This window comes from Deltaproteobacteria bacterium (assembly GCA_019308925.1).
Taxonomy (GTDB): Bacteria; Desulfobacterota; B13-G15; order B13-G15; family RBG-16-54-18; genus JAFDHG01.
In genome coordinates, this window is sequence record JAFDHG010000042.1 from 1 (window position 1) to 21,617 (window position 21,617).

Below are 21,617 nucleotides of genomic sequence, written 5' to 3' on the forward strand. Positions count from 1 at the left end.
TCTGGCCCAGATGAGGGGTGGGGTTACCTCTGTTTATATGGTCGAGAAAGATGACACCTGGCTCTCCATTCTCCCAGGCACACTCCACGATGAGGTCAAAGATCTCTTGGGCCTTGACCGTCTTGACGCAACGGCCGGTGCGAGGTTTGATGAGGGCAAATCCCTTTCCCCCTTCCAAGGCCCCCATGAACTCCCGGGTTATCCCCACCGAGAGGTTGAAACTGGTGAGTTCTTGGGGATCCCTTTTGGCGGTGATGAACTCCATGATATCGGGGTGATCCACCCTCAAAACCCCCATATTGGCCCCCCGCCGGGTACCCCCCTGTTTGATGACTTCCGTGGCCATATTAAAGACCCGCATAAAGGAGACAGGACCACTGGCCACTCCGCTGGTGGTGGAGACAATGTCGTTTTTGGGACGCAGGTGGCTGAAGGAAAAACCGGTCCCGCCCCCACTTTGGTGGATGAGGGCCGTGTTTTTGACCGCCTCGAAAATAGAATCAAGGGAGTCCTCCACCGGGAGGACGAAACAGGCGGCCAACTGTCCCAGTTCCCTTTTGGCGTTCATCAGTGTAGGGGAATTGGGGAGGAATTCCAGCGAGGCCATCATCTGATAGAAGTCCTCGGCCACCTCCCCTACCTTCGCCCGGGGATCAAAGATTGCCTCGGCTGAGGCGACATGGTGGGCCACCCTTTGAAACATCTCCTCCGGGGACTCTACGAGATGGCCCTCAGGATCTTTCTTCAGGTAACGGGCTTGCAGTACGTGCAGGGCGTTCTCTGTCAACTTCAGCGTCATGGTTCATAAAAATAATTGAAACCAGATATATTGTCAAATTTTTTTCCCTTATCCTCGCAGGGGTTCACGAACGCGCCTCCTTCACAAACAGATATGCTACGCTGCCTAGGGCGGCGGCAACAAAACAGAAGCCAAAGGCAAAGGAAAAGGCCTCCGTGCTCAATTGTCCCTGGGGGAGGGAGAGCCTATCTATCATGGCCCCCATAATATGTTGAAAGAAGGCGGCACCCCCCATAGTGAAGAAGTTCACTGCCGTCATAGCAGTTCCGGAAAGGGAATTCGGCAACAACTCCTTGATATTGGCGTACATCACTGGCGCACAAGCGGTGAAGACCCCGATCCCAAAGAAGATTATTACCAGCATGGTGGAAGGGGAAAGGGAACCGGTTAAGGGAAAAATGAAGAGGGTGTAAAGGGACATCCCCATGGTCACCACCCACTTGCGATTCTTGAAGACCCGATCTGAGAGGAGGCCGAAAATGGGACCTCCCACAATGAACCCGATGGGAAAGGCCATCAGCATCTTTCCTCTCTCCGCCAGGGGAAGTTGATACACTACATCCAAATAGGGGCCTGCCCAGAGGCCGGCGATGGAGATATAGGTGCCGTAGCGAACAAAAGCGGCCAGAGCGATGAGCCAGAAGGAAGGAAGCCGCAGAACCTGCCAGATCCCCCCCATCGATTCCCTCCACCATTCCGTTCGGCGGACTGGGGAGGCCTCGCCCCTCTCTTCTCTTTTAGGATGATCCCTTACCACCAAATAGATCCAAGCGGTGATAAGCAGATGGATAAGGGCGATCAACAAAAAGGCCTTACGCCATCCCATCCAATCTACCGCCACGGCCAAAGGGGCAGTAGCCACTACATTCCCCAACATACCTATGGAGATGATGAACCCTGACATGGTGGCAAAGGCATGGGGGGGGAACCAGATGGTGAGCAGTTTATAAGTACCCATTAGGGCGCAAGCCATCCCTACCCCCAGCAGGGCCCGCCCCAGAACCGCCATGGGGAAGGAATCTGCTAAGGCGAAGGTCACCGCCCCTACGATACCCAAGAAGGAGAGGATGAGGATCAACCTCTTCGCCCCAAAGAGGTCCATGGCAGCCCCCATGGGGATCTGGATCAGGGCGAAGGCGTAGAAGAAGACGGAGCTGAGGAACCCCAGATTTGCGGCAGTTAGGGAGAGGTCATGCATCAGCTCCGATGCGATCACCGCCGAGGAGGCCCGGTAGAACTGGGAAAGGAGAAACAACAGACTCAGGGGGACAAGCATCCAGGTCTTTTTATCCATCTTTGCCTCACAAACTACGAGATATTTTTTAACGGTCGTTCAAAGCTCTACCCCCAGTTCCATGGCCATTTGCGTCCTCCTTTCACCCCTTCTGGCAGATGATAATCTTGGATCTCCCGGTCTCCGTCTTCATTTCGTTCACCTTGGGGAAATATTTCCTAAATATCCCCTCTTTCCCCCTTAAGATCTCGAGGGCCTTCTTAGAGCCCATGGATAATATCCGTCCGTAGAACAAAAGCCGTACCAGAGGGTTGGAGGGGATATCGTGCTCCATCATGAAAAACCCCTTGTTCCTCTTGAGGACCCGGTGGACCTCCTGCAGACACCTCCCTGTGGCATTGCCTTTAAGCTCATAAAAGGCATGAGAGCAGGTGACCCTATCGAAGACCTCCCTCTTGAAGGGGAGGCAGGAAACATCGGCCTCTACCAGCAAGACATTGGGGAAGCCCCCGGTCTTTTCCCTGGCCACCCTCAACATCCCCCGGGAGAAGTCCACCCCGATGACCAACCCCTCCTCTCCCACGTATCGGCACAGGCTCAAAAGCAAGGATCCGGTCCCGGTGCAGATATCGAGGGCTACATCCCCCTTCTTCAAACCCACCTTATGCGCCAGGCAATCCCGCAGGGCCCCACCTCGATCTCCCGAGTGCAGGGCGATGAAGGGGTCGTAAAGACGGGAGAAGAGATCATAATATCTTCTGCGCAACTCCCTCATGATGCCATCCTCCAAAAGAGGAAATTCCTCATCAAGAGATCTGGGATATCCTGTGCAAGCGCTTCAACCTTTTCAGAAGTGGAGTTTGAGATGTCATATTTGGCGAGGCTGGATGGAGTAGCTACACCTCTATCGACCCCGACCTGATCCTCCTCAGATCTTCTTTGACCATTATCTCCACCAACTCCTCCAAGGAGGTCCTAGGTCTCCATCCTAGCTCCCTTTGGGCCTTGCTGGCATCACCGATCAAGAGGTTGGTATCCGCAGGGCGGAAAAGTCGGGGGTCGATCTCCACCAACACCCTTCCTGTCCCCCTGTCTATTCCCCTTTCCTCTTCTCCCTTCCCTTCCCAAACGGTCTCCATTCCTAGCACACCGAATACCCTCTCGACAAACTCCCTTACGGAGTAGGCCTTACCGGTGGCGATGACATAATCATCCGCCTGCGGCCTGTTCAACATCAACCACATGGCCTCCACATATTCCGGGGCATAACCCCAGTCCATCCGGGCATTTAAATTCCCTAGTAACAATCTGTCTTGCAAACCATCCTTTATCTTGGCGGCATTAAAGGTGATCTTTCTGGTGACAAACTCCAGCCCCCTCAAGGGGGACTCATGGTTGAAGAGGATCCCTGAACAGGCAAAGATATTATAGACCTCGCGGTAGTTAACGGTCGTCCAGTGGCCATACAGCTTGGCGATGGCATAGGGGCTTCGAGGGTAAAAGGGGGTATTCTCCGATTGGGGGACCTCTTGCACCCTGCCGAACATCTCGTTGCTGGAGGCCTGAAAGAACCTTATGTCCGGGTCCACCACCCTTACCGCCTCCAGGAGACGGGCCACCCCTATCCCCGTGATCTCACCAGTAGCGACAGGTTGTTCAAAGGAGATGCTGATATAGCTCTGCGCCGCCAGATTATAGACCTCCTCAGGTCCCACCTCGCGCAACAACCTGGTGCAACTGCGTTCGCTCTGCAGATCCACCTCCCGTAACGTTACTCTGTCTATAATCCCCAATTCGCCCAATCGCCAGAGATTGGGCGAATAATCCTTTTTATAGGTACCGAAGACCTTATATCCCTTTTCAAGAAGGAATTTGGCCAGATAGGCCCCATCCTGCCCTGTAATACCTGTGATCAGTACTTTTTTGGACATGGTCAATATTTAGCTCATCAAAAATCCTGATTTTTATTTTCTAAAATATTTTATCACTTTTTCCTTTTGGTGACAATATATGTCAGAGAATAACTAAATAAGGACACATTCTAAGGCAAGACGTTTCTGACCATTTTATCATAGACGGGGGAGCACGGCCCCATGTCCGGTCAGCCTCCAGTAGAGGCAAACCCCATCGAGGAGGGTCAAAAGAAAGATCACCCCATAATCGATTGGACATAACCGAAGCTCCAGATAGGAACTACGCTTACCTCTTCCCCCGAAATGTTTGGCCTCCAGGGCCATGGCCTGGAGGTTTACGGTCCGCATGGCATAGATCAAGATGGGGACCAGCAGGGGGATGAATTTGCGCATCTTACCCCAAAGGGATCCCCCTTCCAGATCCAGCCCTCGGGCGGACTGGGCTTGAACGATGGTCGCCCCCGCCCCCACAAAGGTGGGCAGGAGCCGAAAGGCGGTGGAGACGGCAAAGGCCAAGGGATAGGGGACCTTCCACTTGATGAGGGCGGCGGAGAGCTCCTCAATGCGGGTGGTGGAGAGGAAGATCAGGCCCACCACCAAGAAGATCCCGGCCCTCATCCCCATGGCCGCCCCATAGAGGAGGGGCTCCAAATAGATCCAAACTCCCCGCCAGCGGAAGACCTCGGTGGACCCGGTAATAAAGAGGGGCCACAAAACAGTGGAAAAGGCCATCAGGATCAAGAGGATGTACCTTAATCTCCACACATTGGCCATGGATCCACTCCACCAGGCCAACATCAATACCCCTGCCAAGATCGTCCCCTCGTAGATGGGGTGGTTAAAGGCAAGTCCCAATCCGAAAAGGAGTAGGATCGCCCATATCTTGGTACGGGGGTCCAGGTGATGCACCGGTGTAAGAGGCCGGGTATATAAAAAGATGCTTATAGTCATCCCCCCTCCTGTCGATTGAGGGGCTCTACCACCTCCAACATCTCCTCCACAGTCAGAGGGGTGATGCCCAAGCGGTTGCCTAATCTGACTATGGGAGGTGGGCGTAAAAAGCATCTCTCCAGCTTCTCTTCCCGCGAGAAGACCTTGCGGGTGGTATCGTCCATGGTCACCCTCCCCTGGTCCAGGACCACGGTGCGGTGGGCGTAGCGGGCCACTGTGGACATGGAGTGGGTGATGATCAGGATCGTGTGTCCTTTTTTGTTCAGAGAGGATACCATCTCCATCATGGAGCGTTGCTGCAAATGATCCAGGCCAGTGGTAGGCTCATCCAATATCAGCACCTGGGGCTTAACGGCCAACACCGAGGCTACCGCCACCCGTTGTCTCTCCCCTTTAGTGAGGGCAAAAGGGTCTCTGTCCTCATAGCCTGTCAGGTTGACAGCGGCTAGGGCCTCATCCACATTCCCCTTTAACTCCTCCCCCCAAAAACCGAGGTTGCGAGGCCCAAAGGCCACCTCTTCAAAGACCGTAGGGGCGAATATCTGGTGGTCGGGGTTTTGAAAGCAATACCCCACCCTCCTCCCCAACTCCTTGACAGAGAGCCCCTTGGCGTCCTCCCCGAAGGTCTCCAGCCTCCCTGAGGTGGGGCGAAGCAGGCCATTGAGGTGTTTCGCCAAGGTGGTCTTCCCCGACCCGTTCTGCCCCACCAGGGCCACAAACTCCCCCTCCCTAATCTCGAGATCAACCCCTTTCAGGGCCTCTACTCCGGAGGGATAATGATAGCGCACCCCCTCCACCTTCAAGACCACCCTTCTTGCGCCCATTCCTTTTTGATCTTTCTCCTCCAGGATATGGGCCGCTGCTTCGCGCAGCCTCAAGGACCTCTCGAACTCGGTTATTGCCTCCTCGCTTGTGAGAGGAAGAGTTCTTTCAGGGGATAAAGGACCCAGCGCTCGGCGGAAAAACTCGGTTACCGACAAGGGGGCTATCCCCGCCTCCAGCAGGAGCCGCCCATCAGAGAGGACCTCCCGGGGTGGACCCTCCCGTAAGATCCTCCCTTCCTTTAACAAGATAACCCTGTCCGCCTGCAGAGCCTCCTCTGTCTCGTGTTCGATGAGGAGCATGGCCATCCCCCTTCCCCTGAGCCTCCTCGCCAATTGGAATACCTCCTCCTTGCCCACCGGGTCTAGGTCGGTGGTGGGTTCATCCATAACCAAGAGGTGAGGGCGCATGGCCAAGACAGAGGCGATGGCTAGGCGCTGCTTCTGCCCACCCGACAGGGTGGAGGGCTCCCTCTCCCGCATACCTTCCAGCCGAACCAGGGGAAGGAGTTCATCTATCCTGCGCCTCATCTCCTCCCTGGGCACCCCCATGTTCTCCATCCCGAAGGCTATCTCCAGCTCTACATTTGTGGAGAAGAGCTGGGCCTCAAAGTCCTGCAGGACTAGCCCTACCTCTCTGGACATCTCCGAGGTGCGACTCAGGAAGATGTCCTTGCTCAATACCCGGGCCTTGCCCACGAGCTCTCCCCGGATGAAGCTGGGGATGAGGGCGTTGAGGCAATAGGCCAAGGTGGACTTCCCCGCCCCTGTATGCCCCATCCAGACCACGAACTCGTCGCCCTCCCACATCTCCAGGCAGATGTCGCTCAAGGCCCTTCCTTCCCCACCTGGGTAGGTGAAGGAAAGATCCTTTAGCTCCACGATCTTCCTATCCCTTTCCATTCTCTTCGGACGTAAAGACGACGGTATGCCTCAGAGGAGAAAGGAGGCCACCCCGATGACGATCACAAAGGCGGCCCCCACCGGGACGATCGAAGCAGAGGGGATTAGGAGGGCCACCACTATCCACCCTCCTATTCCTCCCATCGTCAAGAGGATCACCCCTATATATGGGGCCTTGGGGGCGGCGATATCCCTGGGGTCCATGATATCTCTCCAGTAGAGACCTATCCCCTTCACCCTGTCCCAGAGGAGAAGGAGGAGGAAGCCTGCGATGATATGGGCTGCGGTGTTATTGATGGTGATGACGGTGCAAAGAACTTTGAAGGGAACAAGCCCCAGGATCTCCACGCCCCAGGAGATAACCACCGCACAGACCGCTCCAGAGATGAAGCTGATTGTCACCAGCTCCAGCCACTGACATGGCCTCCTCATCCGCGGCTCTTCCCCGGAGGAGAAGGGGCCTAAATGCCCCCAGATCTTATATGGGACGTAGCCCAAGAAGAAATTGCCGATGAAACCAAAGAAGGAGGCCGGGCCCAGGGTGCCGAAGAAGTCGCCGATGAGGTTTCCCAGGGCTGAGCCCCAGGCGGCAGCGGGTCCGAATAGCAAGGAGAAGGCCATGGGAAGGAGGTTGGCCGGTCTAAGCTCCGTTATCCCGGGGATGATGACGATCCCTGCCTTAAAAGTGATGAGTGCAGCAGCATAAACGGCGGCGCAGAGGGCCACCAAGAGGACCATCCTGGTATTCCTCCACATGGTAAAGATCTCTCTCATCCATACCTCCTCTGTAGAGTGATCACTTTGGGAGAGTCCCTGTCATCCCAAATCACTCTCTGTCAAGATACTAAAGGGAGGATTGAAGGTCAATAGGGGGAACTTAGATCCTGCAAAAAAGGACCCCTCCCCCAGCGGGGAAGAGGCCGGTTTTTTAAAAAGATAGAGACCTATTCGATCAAGCGGCCTTTTTGCCCATCGCCTCCCAGACCAGCTCGGCGATGTCCTGGGCCCGGTACTTATCCTCCAGCTCCTTTTCCTTGATCCCGTCCACCAGCATGGTGTAGCAGAAGGGGCAGGCAGTCCCCACCAGCTGGGGGTTACACTTGACTAGGTCCTCTATCCGGGCGTGGTTGATGCGGGTGCCGAGGTGTTCCTCCATCCACATCCTCCCCCCACCAGCGCCACAACAGAACCCCTTCTCGCGGCTGCGCTCCATCTCCACTAAACTCACCCCAGGAAGGGCCCTCAAGATCTGGCGGGGTGGGTCGTAGATCTGGTTGTGCCGCCCGAGATAACATGAGTCATGGTATGCCAACGTCAAATCCAACTGGCTGTTAAAAGTTATCTTCCCCTTGGCAATCAGGTCTGCAACGATCTCAGTATAGTGATATACCTCGAACGCTCCACCAAACTGAGTATATTCATTTTTGAGAGTATTGTACCCATGCGGGCAAAGGGTAATGATCTTGGTGACATTGTACCCTTTCATCATCTCAATGTTCTGCTCGGCCATGATCTGGAACAGATATTCGTTCCCGAGCCTTCGCGCTGAGTCCCCACAGCATCCCTCTTCCACGCCTAATATCCCAAAACTCACCCCGGCGGACTGCAGGATCTTAACCATTGCCGTACTAACTTTCTTGTTGAGGTCGTCAAAGGAACCAGCACACCCCACATAGAGTAGATACTCCACATCGGCCTCCTCGGCCAAGGTCCGCACCCCAAGCTCCTTGGCCCAGTCCCCCCTGGTGGAAGCGCCGATACCCCACGGATTGCTGTTGTTCTCCATGTTACGGAAGGCCATTTGTACCTCCTGGGGGAAGCGGCTTTCCATCAAGGTCATGTAGCGACGCATGGCTATAAGTTTTGGCCACGGTTCAATGAAGACCGGACAGTGTTCGGTACAGGCACCGCAGGTGGTACAGGACCAAATAGCGTCGTCGGAGATGACCTCTCCTGTCAGGGGTTTCTCCTCAACCTCCACCTGCTCCTTTTCCTCGCCCATAGCCCTCTTGTTTACCCAGATCGGTGCCTTTTCATTGAGATAAGCTCTCAAGTCTTGGATCACCTGTTTCGGATTGAGGGGCTTGTCTGTAAAGTAAGTAGGACAATTATCCTGGCACCGCCCACAGCGGGTGCACGCATCCAGTTGCATCAGATCGACCCAGGTCAACTCCTCAAGGCGATTGGCCCCAAAGGTCTCCGCCTCCTCCATGTTCTCGATCGGCTGTACAGCTGCCTGGTCGAGATTACGGGTATAGGTGCTGATAAATGTGGTAAAGATATGGAACAATTTAGTGTACACTATCGCCCCGATAAAGATAAAGGAGACAACAACGTGGAACCACCATATCCCTTTATGCCAGGCGAGAACGGATCCCTGCTCAATCCCCGAGAAGAAGATCTTGCCGCATATCCATCCTACGAAGGACCACTTCTCCCACGGAGCGTTCAAAGATGCAATCCTTGCCCCTTCCATGAGGAATCCGGTGACAACAATAACGAAGAGAAGCAACAAGACCCAAAAGTCGTCGGGCCTGTTGTCTAGCCTTGTAGGCCTTGTGACGTACCGTCTCCACGCTGCCATAATGACACCTATGAGCACCGCAATTCCGGCAAGCTCTAGGACAAAAGAATACGTTAAGTAGACGGTACCCTTGAGAAAGTGGAGCCCGCTTACGTGTTCGAAGGCTTCAAGAGCAGCTCCGATCAAGAGAAGGACAAAACCCCAGAATATTAGCAAATGCATGAGACCAGGGTACGTTTCCTTGAGGACCCGCCACTGGCCAAAGACATACTGTATGACACCCTTGATCCGTTCCCCTACTCTATCAGTCCTGTTTGCCGCTGTTCCTTTACGCCACAGCCTAATTCGGTCATAGAAGGCATACACCACTATAAGGATAGCGACAAAGGCGAAAATGTAGTTTACATTACCTAACGCATCAATATTCCAGAACAAAGGCCTGCTCACATCCATCATCTCTCTCCATCAAAAAAGAATGGAAATAGGATCTAGAAAAACGAAGGGGGAAAATCCCCCCCGATCCAACCCAACCTTTTTAATGTTATTCAGCCTTCAGTTTTTTACACTCCTCAGTAAGCACAGGCACCACCTTGAATAGGTCATCTACCACCCCATAATCGGCCTTCTTGAAGATGGGGGCCTCAGGGTCCTTATTGATGGCCACGATCACCTTGGAGGTCCCCATTCCTGCCAGGTGTTGTATGGCACCAGAGATACCGCAGGCGATGTAGAGATTGGGGGTGACCACTTTACCGCTCTGCCCGACCTGGTCCGATTGGGCTCGCCAGCCAGCATCCACCGCTGCCCGCGAGGCACCAACTATTCCGTCCAATACATCAGCCAGCTCCTCCAAGATTTGGTAGTTCTCCGGTCCCTTCATACCTCGGCCACCAGAGACGATGATCTCCGCTTCCGTCAGGTCGGGCTTTTCACCCCCGGTCTTGATAACCTCTGTCACTTCGAGCCCAATATCCTCTGGTTTCACATCTGCTACAACCTTTGCCACCTCAGGCGTACGCGACTCGTCAGGTTCCGCCACAGGCAAGACGTTGGGGCGCACTGAAGCCATCTGCGGAGTCTTATCTGCAAATGTCACATCTGCATAGACCTTCCCCGCAAACATCGGCCTGTGCACCTGCAGTTTGCCGGCATCGTCAAGGTCTATCCCAGTACAATCAGTAGCTAAACCCAAACCTAATTTCCCGGCTACCCGGGCTGAAAGATCTTTACCGTTCACGCTGGCCCCGAACAGGACGATGGTGGGCTTCTCCTGCTCTATCAGATCACAGAGGGCCTTGGTGAAACCGTTTGTCGTGTACTTGTCCAGGCATTCCGTCTCCACGCAATAGACCTTTTCCGCTCCGTAGGCGCCCACGGAGGGAACCATTCCTTCTACGTCAGATCCAATCAGGACTCCACAGAGCGGCTCTCCCTTCTTCTCCGCGAGCTTCTTGGCCTCAGTTAAAATTTCAAATGCTACCTTTTTTACTTTGCCATCCTTGTGTTCTGCATAGACCCAAATTCCCGCCATTGTATCTTCTCCTCTTGCTTTTTAGGATTTTAGATTGCTTTCGCTTCTTCTCTGAGGAGCTTGGCCAAATTTGCTGCCTTCTCCTCAGGGGTTTCCCCTTCAATGATCTTTCCGGCCTGTCTCACCGGAGGGAGAGAGAACTTGACCACCTGAGTCAAAGCCCCCTGTTTCCCAACCTGATCCTCGCTGAGGCCTACATCACCCAGTTTGACCGGTTTGAGCTCCTTCTTCTTCGCCTTCATGATGCCCGGCAATGATGGATATCTTGGTTCATTCAACCCCTTTGTTGCGCCAAGCACTGCTGGCAGGGGAACTTCCAGTACCTCTGTTCCTCCTTCTACTTGGCGATGCACCGTTGCCTTCTTCTTGTCGTCAGAGAGCTCAAACTTGAGGATTCCCATAACAGAAGGAAGACCCAAAAGCTCAGCTAGGATATGCCCCACCTGGAACGAATCATCATCGATTGCTCGCATGCCGCAGAAGATCAGGTCGTAGTTCATCCCCTCGATGGCCTTGGCCAAGGCCTTGGCTGTGGTGTAAGGATCTCCTTCGAGAAAGGCGGGGTCATCAAGGTGCACCGCCTTATCTGCACCCATGGCCAGGGCCGTTCTGATGGACTCCACTGCCCGCTCCGGGCCAAGGGTGACGATGGTGACCGTCCCCTCCCCCACCTTTTCTTTTAACCGCAGGGCCTCCTCCACCGCATATTCATCATAGACATTTATCACAAATTTTATTCCCTCGTAGTTGATCTCGGTGTTGTCAGAGGTAGGCCTGATTTCCGCCTCGGTGTCGGGCACCTGTTTTAAACAGACAATGATCTCCATTTCCTCCTCCTTTTAAAAGATGAACTCGCCTTTAATTGTGAATTTAAGTTCAAACTCCCCTCCTTTACCTATCATACCCTAAAGGTTACGTCAAGCCTTTTTCGCAGAAATTCCTTCGTTACAGGACTTTTCTCCAAAATCCTCTATCAAATTGAAATAGGCTATTGATATTAATAGGTTAGGAAGGATCGCATGTGGAAAGGTATGTTCTTGATGAAAAAATGGGGAAACTTTTTTGCTTCATTAAACTTGACAAGGGTGTGAGGGGTGACTATGATAGAGAAAATTACTTTGTGCCTTTATTAACAAGCTCGGACGATGGAAATCTTAGATCTTGCGTCTATAGACAGGGATTTTATTAAGGCTGTGGAGGAGGAGAGTGGCCAGGACATCTCGCTCTGCTATCAGTGCGGCAATTGCACGGCGGGTTGTCCCTATGCCTTCGCCTTTGACATCCCGGTGCACCAGATCATGCGCCTCATCCAGGTGGGACAGAAGGAGGAGGTACTCCGCTCCCATGCCATCTGGCTATGCGCCACTTGTGAAACATGCACCACACGTTGCCCTCGCAACATCGACGTTGCCAGGGTGATGGACACCCTGAGAATTATGGCCAGACGGGAAGGTATGGTCTCAGAGGCAGGGATACGGCGTTTTCACGATGACTTTCTCGACTCAGTGAAGCGCCACGGGCGGGTATATGAAGTAGGTCTCTTACTGAAATATAACCTCCAATCAGGGAGGCCCTTTGCCGATGCGGAGTTGGGGCCCAAGCTCCTGGGCAAGGGGAAGCTGCACTACTTCCCAGAAAACATCAAAGGGGTTGGTGCTGTTAAAGAAATCTTTGAGCGCTTTGCCAAAAAGAGGGGTTTATGAAGGGTGACCGATACGCATACTTTCCCGGTTGTTCCCAAAAGGGCACGGCAGTGGAGTATGGGATCTCCTCACGCAAAGTGGCCGAGGCCCTGGGAGTCGAACTGGTCGAAATAGAAGACTGGAGTTGTTGTGGCGCTACACCCGCTCACACAGTGGACCGCCTCCTCTCTGGAGCGCTCGCCGCTAGAAACCTTGCCACCGCCGAGAAGATGGGTCTAGCTACCCTTGTCACCCCTTGCCCTGCCTGTCTGGTGGCCTCTAAAAACGCACTGGAATTAGCGCAGGACGATGAATCGCTGAAGGAGTTGAATGAACTCTTAGACCTTCCTTTTAAGGCAGAAATCCAGGCCAAGTCCCTCTTGCAAATTATCTTTGAAGAGGTGGGAGTGGATGCGTTGGCACAAAAGGTTAAAAAACCACTCAAGGGCATGAGGTTAGCCCCGTACTATGGATGCCTCCTCACCAGGCCCCCCGAGCGGGCTCAGTTCGATGATCCAGAGAACCCCATCTCCATAGATCGAATTTTGGAAGCCTTGGGTGCTGAGGTTCCAGACTTTCCGTTTAAAACAGAATGCTGCGGGGCCGCTTTTGGTCTTCCCAAGCGAGACATGGTCTTAACCCTCAGCGGCAAGATCTTAGACATGGCACAGCAGATTGGGGCCGATGGCATTGTGCTCGCCTGCAGCCTTTGTCAGCAAAACCTGGACCTGCGTCAGGGCCAGATCAACTCCCATCTAGGGACCAATTTTGAGATCCCTATCTTTTACATTACCCAGATGATCGGTCTGGCTTTCGGGTTTTCCTCAAAGGAGATGGGTTTGGACAGACATGCAGTGCACCCTGACAAGCTCCTAAAAAAGTGGGAGGAGAAGCTTAAGGAATGAGGATTGGAGTGTTCGTCTGCCATTGTGGGACTAACATCGGGGGGACGGTGGACAGCCATCAGGTGGCTGAAGAAGCCAAACAGTTCCCTCATGTCGCCTATTCCACGGATTACCTGTACACCTGCTCCGAACCTGGACAACAAGAGATTCAACAGGCCATCAAAGAACATAACTTGGACGGCGTTGTGGTGGCCGCCTGTTCTCCTATAATGCACGAGAATACCTTCCGCCGTACCATAGAGCGGGCCGGTCTCAACCGGTATATGTTTGAGATGGCCAATATCAGGGAACACTGTTCTTGGATCGGAGAGGACAAAGAGGCCAACACCCGCAAGGCCATCGAGTTGGTGAGGATGGCTGTGGCCAAAGTAGCCAACAATGTTCATCTCCACCCCTCCTATTTCGATGTGAATAAACGGGTACTGGTGATCGGCGCCGGCGTGGCAGGGATGCAGGCTGCCCTGGACTGTGCTGAGGGTGGGTTGGATGTGGTTCTGGTGGAAAAGAAGAGCAGCATTGGGGGAAGGATGGCCCAGCTGGACAAGACCTTCCCCACGGTGGACTGCTCCATCTGCATTTTGGGGCCCAAGATGGTCGACGTGGGCCAACATGACAAGATTAAACTCTACACCTATTCAGAGATCGAGGATATCTCCGGATATGTGGGCAACTACACGGTCAAGATCAGGCGCAAGGCCACCTACGTGGACTGGGCAAAGTGCACGGGCTGTGGTCTCTGCATGGAGAAGTGCCCCAGCAAGAAGGCCTTTGATTACCACAATGAAGGTGTCGCCTATACCACAGCTATTAACATCCCCTTCCCCCAGGCCATTCCGAAGAAGGCAAGGATAGACCCAAAATACTGCCGCCAGTTCACCAAGGGCAAGTGTGGAGTCTGCGCCAAGGTCTGCCCTGTGGGGGCCATAAACTATGAAATGGAGGATGAGATTATCACCGAGGAGGTCGGGGCTATTATCGTCGCCACGGGATATGGCCTTATGAATATAGAGGAATTGGGAGAGTATGGTGCAGGGAGATACCCCGATGTGATCACCGGCATCCAGTATGAGCGGTTGTTGAACGCATCCGGCCCTACCCAGGGGCACATCGTGCGCCCCTCCGATGGTGAGGAGCCGAAGCGAATTGTCTTCATCTCCTGCGCCGGTTCCCGCGATCTCTCCTTGGGCCGTCCCTACTGTTCCAACTTCTGCTGCATGTATATTGCAAAACAGGCCATTCTGACGAGAGATCACATCCCCAACTCCGATGTCTATGTCTTTTATATAGACATCCGGGCGCCAGGGAAGGGATATGAAGAGTTTGTCCGCAGGGCACAAGAGGAGTACGGGGCCCAGTATATCAGGGGACGGGTCTCACGTGTTTATCCTAGAGGTAGACACATGATAGTGAAGGGTGTTGATACCCTCTTGGGGACCCAGGTGGAGGTTGATGCAGACCTCGTGGTCCTGGCGACAGCAGCAACATGTGCACCCGGGGCCGAGGAGCTGGCCGAAAAGTTGAGGATTTCTTATGATGGGTATGGCTTCTATATAGAGAGTCACCCCAAGTTGAGGCCGGTGGAGACCAACACCTCAGGGATTTTCCTTGCCGGGGCGTGTCAAGGGCCCAAGGACATCCCCGCCTCGGTGGGGCAGGGAAGTGCTGCGGCCAGCAAGGTTCTTGCCCTCTTTTCCAAAGATAAGCTGGAGTCTGATCCCCAGATTGCCCAGGTGGACGAAAGCAGGTGCATCGGTTGCCTCAAGTGTGCCGAGACGTGTCCCTTTGGTGCCATTGAGGAAAGAGAGCTTCGGGACGGAAGAATAGTGGCCCGTGTCATCGAGACGGTCTGCCAGGGTTGTGGTCTGTGTACAGCAACCTGTCCGCCTGGGGCGATCCAGTTACAGCAGTTCACCGATAATCAGATTATCGCGGAGGTGGAGGCGTTATGTCAGGCGTGGAAGGAAAGGAGCTCAGGGTAGTCGGGTTCCTCTGTAACTGGTGTTCCTATGGGGGTGCTGACACCGCCGGTGTCTCACGTTTCAAACAACCAACCGATCTCAGGATCATCCGTGTCCCCTGTTCTGGGAGGGTGGATCCCCTCTTGGTGGTCAAGGCCTTCATGAGCGGGGCTGATGGAGTCCTGGTGTCGGGATGTCATCCGCGCGACTGCCATTATGCTGAGGGAAATTTTTATGCCCGACGCCGGCTCGAGGTGCTCAAACGATTTCTTCCATTTATGGGGGTCGAGCCAGGCAGATTTGAATACACCTGGGTTTCTGCCTCCGAAGGGGCCCGTTGGCAAAAGGTCGTAACCAACTTCACTGAGCAGATCCACAATCTAGGTCCACTTCATCATTTTGGTGAAGGAGATGGAAGTGGAGGCGATAGGTAAACTAAGAGAAGACATTCAAAAAGAGTTGGAGGACGTTGAATTCATTATTGGTTGGGAGCAAGGGTTCGATGCCTTACACGCGACCCCTCTTTTTATCCGCTCTCAGGAGGACATAGATCGACTGATCTGGAATCCACTCTGTGTTCACAACCTTGCGTCCTATTTGCCACAATTAAAGGGACGAAAGGTGGGAGTCCTGCTCAAGGGATGCGACAGTCGCTCCGTGATCCAGCTCCTTCAGGAAGGGCTTATCCAAAGAGAAGAGATAGTAATTTTCGGGATATCGTGTCCAGGGGTGGTGGATCTGTCCAAGATCAGGGCCCGGATGAATGTCTCCCAGGTGAAGAGGGTATCTTTTGCGGAGGGGAACGTCACCATTGAAACCCCCCAAGGGCGGGAGGAATTCCCCCTGGACGAGGTCCTGGCGACAAAGTGCCTCTCCTGTCAGTATCCGACTCCCTTAATCTACGACCACCTAGCTGGAGAGGCCTTATCCCCCCAGAGGCCGGCAGACCTCCTCTATAAGGAGGTAGAGGAGATAGAAAAGTTAGACGTCAAAGAGCGTCTGGCGCACTGGGAGCGAGAACTGAATCGATGCATCCGTTGCTATGCCTGTCGTAACGCGTGCCCGCTGTGTGTCTGCCAGGATTATTGTGCTGCTGATTCCAGAAATCCTCATTGGCTCAGCCAACGGGCAGGGATCGGTGAAAAGGTCATGTGGCACATCATGCATGCCTTGCACGTAGCCGGTCGCTGCACCGACTGTGGCGAGTGCGAGCGGGCCTGCCCAATGGACATCCCGATCCAGCGCATCCGCAAAAAGATCAACAAAGAGATCAAAGCACTCTTTGATTATGAGGCGGGGGTAAACACAGAGGATACCCCGCCATTGTATACCTTTCAAATGGAAGAGTCGACCATTAGGGAGAAAGACTGGTGAGCAACAAAGGGCGCTTTTTAGCGACCGACAAAATACCAGGATTGTTGAAGAGGCTTGGTGGCACATATCGGGTCTTTGCTCCGGTGAAGGTCTCGGACACCGTGATACTGTTTCATGAATTCAAGGAGGGTGCTCAGCTTGCTCTCAACAAACAGGCTACGCTTCCGCCAAAGGAGATCCTTTTTCCCCAGACTGAGTGTCTCCTGAGCTATACGTACCACAAGGATCCAGAAAACCTGGAAAAATCCGAAGTCCAGGTTGAAGAAACGCTGGAAGCTCTTCCAACCATCATCTTCGGGGCGCGTCCATGCGATGCTCGGGGTCTCATGGTCTTTGACGCAGTCTTCAACGATGGCCAGTGGAGGGACCCCTATTATAAGGCCCGGCGGAAGGCAACTACAATAGTTACTATCCTCTGCACCCAGCCCGAGAACACCTGTTTCTGCACCAGTGTCGGCGGAGGGCCAACCAACACAGAGGGATCGGATCTTGTTCTGACCCCGGTGACAGGAGGATACTTTGCTGAGCCAGCAACCGAAAAGGGCGGAGCACTTCTTCAGGATGAGGCCTTTGCCTTGGGCCACAATAAAGCAGACGAAGCCCGGGAGGAGCGGGAGAAGGTCAGCCTGGAGAGCGAGCTTGAACTGGATGGAATCGCTCAATGTTTGCTCGAGCTTTTCAGTACCGATTTCTGGAAACAGGTCTCGGCCAAGTGCATCAGTTGTGGAGCATGTACGTATGTCTGCCCCACCTGTTATTGCTTCAACATCACCGATGAGACCGCTGGGGTAAAGGGGGAACGAATCCGCACGTGGGACTCCTGTATGTTTTACCAATACACCCTGGAGGCCAGTGGTCACAATCCCCGTCCGACCAAGGTCGAAAGATACAGAAACCGCATCGGGCACAAGTTCAGCTATCACCCGACCAACTATGAGGGGATGTTTGGTTGTACTGGCTGTGGCCGTTGTATTAAGGCGTGCCCGGTATCCCTCGATATCCGCCAGGTCCTGCGTGAGGTGAAGGTTCATGGCTAACTCCATAAACCCGTTTCTCCCCAAGATAGGCACGGTGCTGAAGGTGGTACAGGAAACACCCAACATCAAGTCCTTTCAGGTAGTCCTGAACGACCAGGAGCGCATGAAGTCCTTCCGCTTTGAACCAGGTCAGGCGGCGCAACTGTCGATATTCGGCGTGGGGGAGGCCACCTTTGTGATCAACTCCCCGCCCACTCGGATGGAATACCTCCAGTTCAGTGTCATGCAGGCGGGTGAGGTCACCGAACGGATCCACCAGCTCAAGGAAGGAAATCCCATCGGAGTAAGAGGACCCCTAGGTAATTGGTTTCCCTACGAGGATATGAAGGGTAAAGACATCTACTTTATTGGTGGGGGTATCGGTATGGCCCCCCTGCGGACACTTCTGCTCTTTATGCTCGATAACCGCAAGGACTACGGGGAGATCACCCTCTTATACGGTGCCCGCTCTCCTCAGGATCTCTGTTACAAAGAGGAGGTAAAGGAGTGGGAGGCCCGCGATGACATGGAACTCATCCTCACCGTGGACCGGGAATTCCCAGAATGGGACAAAAGGGTGGGATTGGTCCCCAACGTGCTCAAAGAGTTGGCTCCCTCCCCCCAGAATAAGGTTGCCATCACCTGCGGTCCACCTATAATGATCCGTTTCACCTTACAGGCCCTTGCTGAGCTTGGATTCAAAGACGATCAGGTCATAACTACCTTAGAGCGGAGGATGAAGTGCGGGATTGGACTCTGCGGACGCTGTAATATCGGCACCAAGTACGTCTGCATTGATGGCCCGGTCTTCTCCCTCGCCCAGCTCAAGGAACTCCCCCCAGAACTTTAGCCAAATAGATTAAAGCTGACGGCTGATTGCTGAACGCTTATATTATTTTTTGGGGAGCACCGGTTTGATCACCTCACCAGGTACCTGTAGGGTCCTCTTTAGTAACCCCCAGAGGCCAGCCCCCACGGCCGATGGAGGAAGGGTGGTTATCTTGGGGTCGTCGAGGGGGCCCGTGACGCCGAAGGGTACAGAGATAAAGGTACCGCTTTTCCCTGTAAAGACCTTCCCAAAGATGGGTATATTATTCATGATGATGTCCACTGTCTTTAAGGGTGCAATCAACACCACCAGGTTTGCCTCTCCTTTTAGAAGGTCGATCTTCCCCTCACCCACGATCTTCATCGCCGTACCATCTATCACCGCCTCTTCCAAACAAAGGGATCCATCCTTTAAATCCCCTTTTATTATGAATTTATCGTATTGAAACCCTTTCTGGGTAAAGTCGGGGAACTTCCCTTTAAAAAACTCCATGACGTTTAGAAGGGAAAAAATCCGGGAGAGGATGGTCCAGCGGTAGATCCTTCCCTTTTGGGAACGAATGAGAAGGCTCCCCTGGGAGCTTTCTCTGAGGGGGTCCTCTTTACCTTCGGCCTTTATATCCCCCTCTAAGAGGAACGTTCCCTCAATGTGGGCATCCTTCCCCCACAGACAGGATATGGTTGGAGAGGGTCCGGCCCCTCTTGCCCAGAACCGAAAGGCGAGGGTAGTCATCCCTTCTCCTTGGGATATAGTCCCTTGACAGTTAATGCCGCAGAGATCGGCCCTGGCGACCTTTATACTGGTCCCCTTATCACCAAAGGTAACAACCCCTTCGGCGTCCCTCCATATGTAATCTTCCCATGTTATGGTATCGGCCCTCAAGATGAGCTCCCCGTAAGGTTTGGGCCTCCCATCCCCTGATTCCTTCAGACTAAGACCGTCGTTACAGATGACCTCCACTCCCTTTAAGAAGAAGGGAGTGGAGGAAAATGATGGATAGATGGCCCCATCGCCACACCGCCCATGAAAGGAAATGCCCTCCGCTCGGAAGGGATTGAGGACGGCCTTGAACCTAAGATCCTCAAGTTTGAGGTCTCCTCTTATGGATTTTAGCCCTAAATTCCCCTTTAACCATTTGTCAACATCCTCTAAGTCCACATCCCCTGCCAGGGAGGAGATCTCCAAAGAGGGTTTATCCCCCAGCAAGGAAATACTCCCCGCCCCATGATACAGGGTGCTCCTTCCCAGCTTACCTTTTACCCCCTTCCAAGTCAGCACCCCATCCTGGAGTGCAAGGTCTCCCCCTTCCAAGGAGATGGGCCAAGGGAAAAGCTCGTGATTAAAGGAAACCTGAAAATCCTCGACCTCAACCCTTGGGTCAACAGCGTGAATATTTTCGCCCAGCACAAGCCTCCCATGTGCCCATCCGTTCGCCTCCTGGAACCTCTTTATCCCCAGCCTTAATTCTTCTTTGAGGACCATGGGGAGATAGTGAACGATGTCTCCTGCATCAGCCTCCACCTCGGCCTCCAGATGGAAGATATCCCTCTCCGCCGTCAGACCTATGACCAGCTTGCCCTCTTTAGCTATCGACCTTCCCAGGCGCGCCTCGATACCCCAACCCTGCATCACCGCCTGTGAGATCAAAACCTCACCTGATACCTCCTCTAAGGGGAGGGGGCCTGCTGGTACCAAGACCTTTCCTTCGGAGAGGGTGCCACGAATCCTCATATTGTGTTCCACATCTACTGCCTCTCTCAAATCCTTTCCCTCCCCATAACAGACGATCTGAGAGACCTCTCCACCCTGAAGGATATGAAAGATCTCTTTGACCGTCTCATCCTTTCCCATTAACTTGAGGACAACCCTTCTGACCTCCTCCACTTTCACATCAATTCCCTTGATGATGAAGGAGAAAGATTCTCCCCTTTCCTCCTTCGCCCAGGCCGAAACCCTCAAAGAGGGGGAAAGTAGTTCAAGGGGCCCAATCTTTCCGCTCCACAAATTTCCTTCTCGCTTTATTACCCCTTCCCAATTGTCTCCCCTTATCTCCTCCCTTCCCCCTTCTTCATCTGCAAGGATGATCTGAAAATCTCCTCCCTCCAATTGCAATCTGATCTTGTCCCAGCCTTTGGCCTCCCCATGTACCCCCAGATCCATGCGGGATGAGACGATGGTGATCTCTTCCCTCCTTATAAGGGAGATCAATTTATCCAGAGATATCCCCTCGACAATAAGGTTAAACCACCCCCTTCCCAGGGCCGGGTCACCCTTCCCCTTCAACTCCACCCTCGCTGCCCCGGAGCAGGAGAATTGAAGCCCCAATTCCACCTCGCCCTTTTTACGTGGGACGATATTCCCTTCCAGCGCCTGTATTTTAAAAAAGTGGTTCTTCTCCCCTGGCCTCAGTATATTTACCCTCCCTCCTTCTACCTCCAGGGAGGGGATTTTACGTACCCCTCTCTTTTTAAGGTATGGGATGATGGTCCCCTTACCCTTCGTCATCGCCCCCTCAGCGAGGGTAAGGTCAAGGGTGGGCCCTTTTAAAAAAAGCCTTTTTAAGGCGACCTCCTTCTTAAAGAGAGGTGCAAGGCGTGGATATACCCTCATCTCTTCAGATATAAATCCCCCCCATTGAGGGGATTCGATTCTTATCCCCTTCAGGGTGATATGAGGCCAGGGAAAGAGGGATAAGTAGGCATGGGATATTACCACCTTCGCCTTGAGCTTCGAGGATGCCTCCCCGGCGATCCTCTTTCTGGCACCTTTTAGCTCGATATGGGGGAGGACGAAAAGGGCGAGGGCGAACAAGATAATAAAGATCAGGAGAAAAATCCTTTTTGTTTTATCTGCCTTTGCCACGCCCCTCATTATAGAAACCATCCAGATCTTTGTAAAGGGGTCGCCTCTTGTCGGGAAGCAACCTCTTATCACTTTTATGACCCATTTGGTGGTTGCAAAAAGGAAAAGAGGGGGGTATTTAAGGAGGGTCTTTATAAATGGAGTAGGACACTCCTTTTACTGATATTGCCTAAGGTCTATGTCCTTTAGTTAATTTGAACTTATATCCCAAGTTTGACAAGTCTTTTGTAAGTAGTTGAAATATAAGCACAAAAATTTCCAGTTACACTAGGAGATTAAATTTTTCTTATATATCACTATGTTACGGGACTATCT

The 21,617-nt window shown here is 53.3% G+C and carries 18 protein-coding genes; 7 read left to right on the forward strand and 11 right to left on the reverse strand.

Translation table 11 applies throughout. The features are described from left to right. The 10 genes from JRI46_08085 to JRI46_08130 form a co-directional block, all read right to left on the reverse strand. Positions 1-799, reverse strand: a 799-nt coding sequence (locus JRI46_08085; GenBank protein MBW2039537.1) for a ribonucleoside reductase class II, incomplete at its 3' end; no start/stop codon positions are given. Between the two features lie 64 nt (positions 800-863). Beyond that, positions 864-2,093 (reverse strand): MFS transporter, encoded by a 1,230-nt coding sequence (locus JRI46_08090; protein ID MBW2039538.1) that lies wholly within the window; start codon positions 2,091-2,093, stop codon positions 864-866. Between the two features lie 82 nt (positions 2,094-2,175). Then, positions 2,176-2,808 carry a methyltransferase domain-containing protein gene (locus tag JRI46_08095; GenBank protein ID MBW2039539.1) on the reverse strand — a complete coding sequence of 211 codons (633 nt, stop codon included), beginning with the start codon at positions 2,806-2,808 and terminating at the stop codon, positions 2,176-2,178. A 121-nt stretch (positions 2,809-2,929) separates the two neighbouring features. After that, positions 2,930-3,964 (reverse strand): GDP-mannose 4,6-dehydratase, encoded by a 1,035-nt coding sequence (gmd, locus tag JRI46_08100; protein ID MBW2039540.1) that lies wholly within the window; start codon positions 3,962-3,964, stop codon positions 2,930-2,932. A gap of 138 nt (positions 3,965-4,102) precedes the next feature. Further along, positions 4,103-4,897: an energy-coupling factor transporter transmembrane protein EcfT gene (locus JRI46_08105; GenBank protein ID MBW2039541.1), complete on the reverse strand. Its 795-nt coding sequence runs from the start codon at positions 4,895-4,897 to the stop codon at positions 4,103-4,105. After that, positions 4,894-6,621, reverse strand: a complete 1,728-nt coding sequence (locus tag JRI46_08110; GenBank protein MBW2039542.1) for an ATP-binding cassette domain-containing protein — start codon at positions 6,619-6,621, stop codon at positions 4,894-4,896. The genes JRI46_08105 and JRI46_08110 overlap by 4 nt, the downstream gene beginning before the upstream one ends. Positions 6,622-6,651: 30 nt before the next feature. Beyond that, on the reverse strand, positions 6,652-7,359 hold the full coding sequence (locus JRI46_08115; GenBank protein ID MBW2039543.1) for a QueT transporter family protein: 708 nt from the start codon (positions 7,357-7,359) through the stop codon (positions 6,652-6,654). Positions 7,360-7,573: 214 nt separating this feature from the next. Further along, positions 7,574-9,601, reverse strand: a complete 2,028-nt coding sequence (locus JRI46_08120; GenBank protein ID MBW2039544.1) for a 4Fe-4S dicluster domain-containing protein — start codon at positions 9,599-9,601, stop codon at positions 7,574-7,576. An 85-nt stretch (positions 9,602-9,686) separates the two neighbouring features. Further along, positions 9,687-10,676 carry an electron transfer flavoprotein subunit alpha/FixB family protein gene (locus JRI46_08125; GenBank protein MBW2039545.1) on the reverse strand — a complete coding sequence of 330 codons (990 nt, stop codon included), beginning with the start codon at positions 10,674-10,676 and terminating at the stop codon, positions 9,687-9,689. Between the two features lie 29 nt (positions 10,677-10,705). Beyond that, entirely contained in the window at positions 10,706-11,503 is a 798-nt protein-coding gene (locus JRI46_08130; GenBank protein MBW2039546.1) for an electron transfer flavoprotein subunit beta/FixA family protein, read from the reverse strand. Between the two features lie 318 nt (positions 11,504-11,821). Between JRI46_08130 and JRI46_08135 the strand changes: the two genes are divergently transcribed. From JRI46_08135 to JRI46_08165, 7 genes are read left to right on the forward strand one after another with little or no spacing between them, the layout of a single operon-like run. Next, complete coding sequence (locus tag JRI46_08135) at positions 11,822-12,379, forward strand: 4Fe-4S dicluster domain-containing protein (protein ID MBW2039547.1); 558 nt, start codon at positions 11,822-11,824, stop codon at positions 12,377-12,379. After that, positions 12,376-13,263: a CoB--CoM heterodisulfide reductase iron-sulfur subunit B family protein gene (locus tag JRI46_08140; protein MBW2039548.1), complete on the forward strand. Its 888-nt coding sequence runs from the start codon at positions 12,376-12,378 to the stop codon at positions 13,261-13,263. Before JRI46_08135 ends, JRI46_08140 begins: the two co-directional genes overlap by 4 nt. Next, a complete protein-coding gene (locus JRI46_08145) occupies positions 13,260-15,242 on the forward strand; it encodes a CoB--CoM heterodisulfide reductase iron-sulfur subunit A family protein (GenBank protein MBW2039549.1) in 1,983 nt (660 codons plus the stop codon). Before JRI46_08140 ends, JRI46_08145 begins: the two co-directional genes overlap by 4 nt. Next, complete coding sequence (locus JRI46_08150; GenBank protein MBW2039550.1) at positions 15,209-15,655, forward strand: hydrogenase iron-sulfur subunit; 447 nt, start codon at positions 15,209-15,211, stop codon at positions 15,653-15,655. The genes JRI46_08145 and JRI46_08150 overlap by 34 nt, the downstream gene beginning before the upstream one ends. Further along, the gene (locus JRI46_08155; protein MBW2039551.1) at positions 15,639-16,595 is read left to right on the forward strand and encodes a 4Fe-4S dicluster domain-containing protein; all 957 of its coding nucleotides are present in this window, start codon (positions 15,639-15,641) and stop codon (positions 16,593-16,595) included. Before JRI46_08150 ends, JRI46_08155 begins: the two co-directional genes overlap by 17 nt. Then, complete coding sequence (locus JRI46_08160; GenBank protein MBW2039552.1) at positions 16,592-17,632, forward strand: 4Fe-4S dicluster domain-containing protein; 1,041 nt, start codon at positions 16,592-16,594, stop codon at positions 17,630-17,632. The genes JRI46_08155 and JRI46_08160 overlap by 4 nt, the downstream gene beginning before the upstream one ends. Continuing rightward, the gene (locus tag JRI46_08165; GenBank protein MBW2039553.1) at positions 17,625-18,461 is read left to right on the forward strand and encodes an FAD/NAD(P)-binding protein; all 837 of its coding nucleotides are present in this window, start codon (positions 17,625-17,627) and stop codon (positions 18,459-18,461) included. The genes JRI46_08160 and JRI46_08165 overlap by 8 nt, the downstream gene beginning before the upstream one ends. Positions 18,462-18,503: 42 nt before the next feature. Here JRI46_08165 and JRI46_08170 read toward each other — a convergent pair whose 3' ends face one another. Continuing rightward, positions 18,504-21,302: an AsmA-like C-terminal domain-containing protein gene (locus JRI46_08170; protein ID MBW2039554.1), complete on the reverse strand. Its 2,799-nt coding sequence runs from the start codon at positions 21,300-21,302 to the stop codon at positions 18,504-18,506. Positions 21,303-21,617 lie beyond the last annotated feature (315 nt).

Bases quoted from the DNA above. Each gene is read 5' to 3' on its own strand.
- JRI46_08090 (MBW2039538.1), bottom strand. From the start codon at position 2,093: ATGGATAAAAAGACCTGGATGCTTGTCCCCCTGAGTCTGTTGTTTCTC.
- JRI46_08095 (MBW2039539.1), bottom strand. From the start codon at position 2,808: ATGAGGGAGTTGCGCAGAAGATATTATGATCTCTTCTCCCGTCTTTAC.
- gmd (MBW2039540.1), bottom strand. From the start codon at position 3,964: ATGTCCAAAAAAGTACTGATCACAGGTATTACAGGGCAGGATGGGGCC.
- JRI46_08105 (MBW2039541.1), bottom strand. From the start codon at position 4,897: ATGACTATAAGCATCTTTTTATATACCCGGCCTCTTACACCGGTGCAT.
- JRI46_08110 (MBW2039542.1), bottom strand. From the start codon at position 6,621: ATGGAAAGGGATAGGAAGATCGTGGAGCTAAAGGATCTTTCCTTCACC.
- JRI46_08115 (MBW2039543.1), bottom strand. From the start codon at position 7,359: ATGGTCCTCTTGGTGGCCCTCTGCGCCGCCGTTTATGCTGCTGCACTC.
- JRI46_08120 (MBW2039544.1), bottom strand. From the start codon at position 9,601: ATGATGGATGTGAGCAGGCCTTTGTTCTGGAATATTGATGCGTTAGGT.
- JRI46_08125 (MBW2039545.1), bottom strand. From the start codon at position 10,676: ATGGCGGGAATTTGGGTCTATGCAGAACACAAGGATGGCAAAGTAAAA.
- JRI46_08130 (MBW2039546.1), bottom strand. From the start codon at position 11,503: ATGGAGATCATTGTCTGTTTAAAACAGGTGCCCGACACCGAGGCGGAA.
- JRI46_08135 (MBW2039547.1), top strand. From the start codon at position 11,822: ATGGAAATCTTAGATCTTGCGTCTATAGACAGGGATTTTATTAAGGCT.
- JRI46_08140 (MBW2039548.1), top strand. From the start codon at position 12,376: ATGAAGGGTGACCGATACGCATACTTTCCCGGTTGTTCCCAAAAGGGC.
- JRI46_08145 (MBW2039549.1), top strand. From the start codon at position 13,260: ATGAGGATTGGAGTGTTCGTCTGCCATTGTGGGACTAACATCGGGGGG.
- JRI46_08150 (MBW2039550.1), top strand. From the start codon at position 15,209: ATGTCAGGCGTGGAAGGAAAGGAGCTCAGGGTAGTCGGGTTCCTCTGT.
- JRI46_08165 (MBW2039553.1), top strand. From the start codon at position 17,625: ATGGCTAACTCCATAAACCCGTTTCTCCCCAAGATAGGCACGGTGCTG.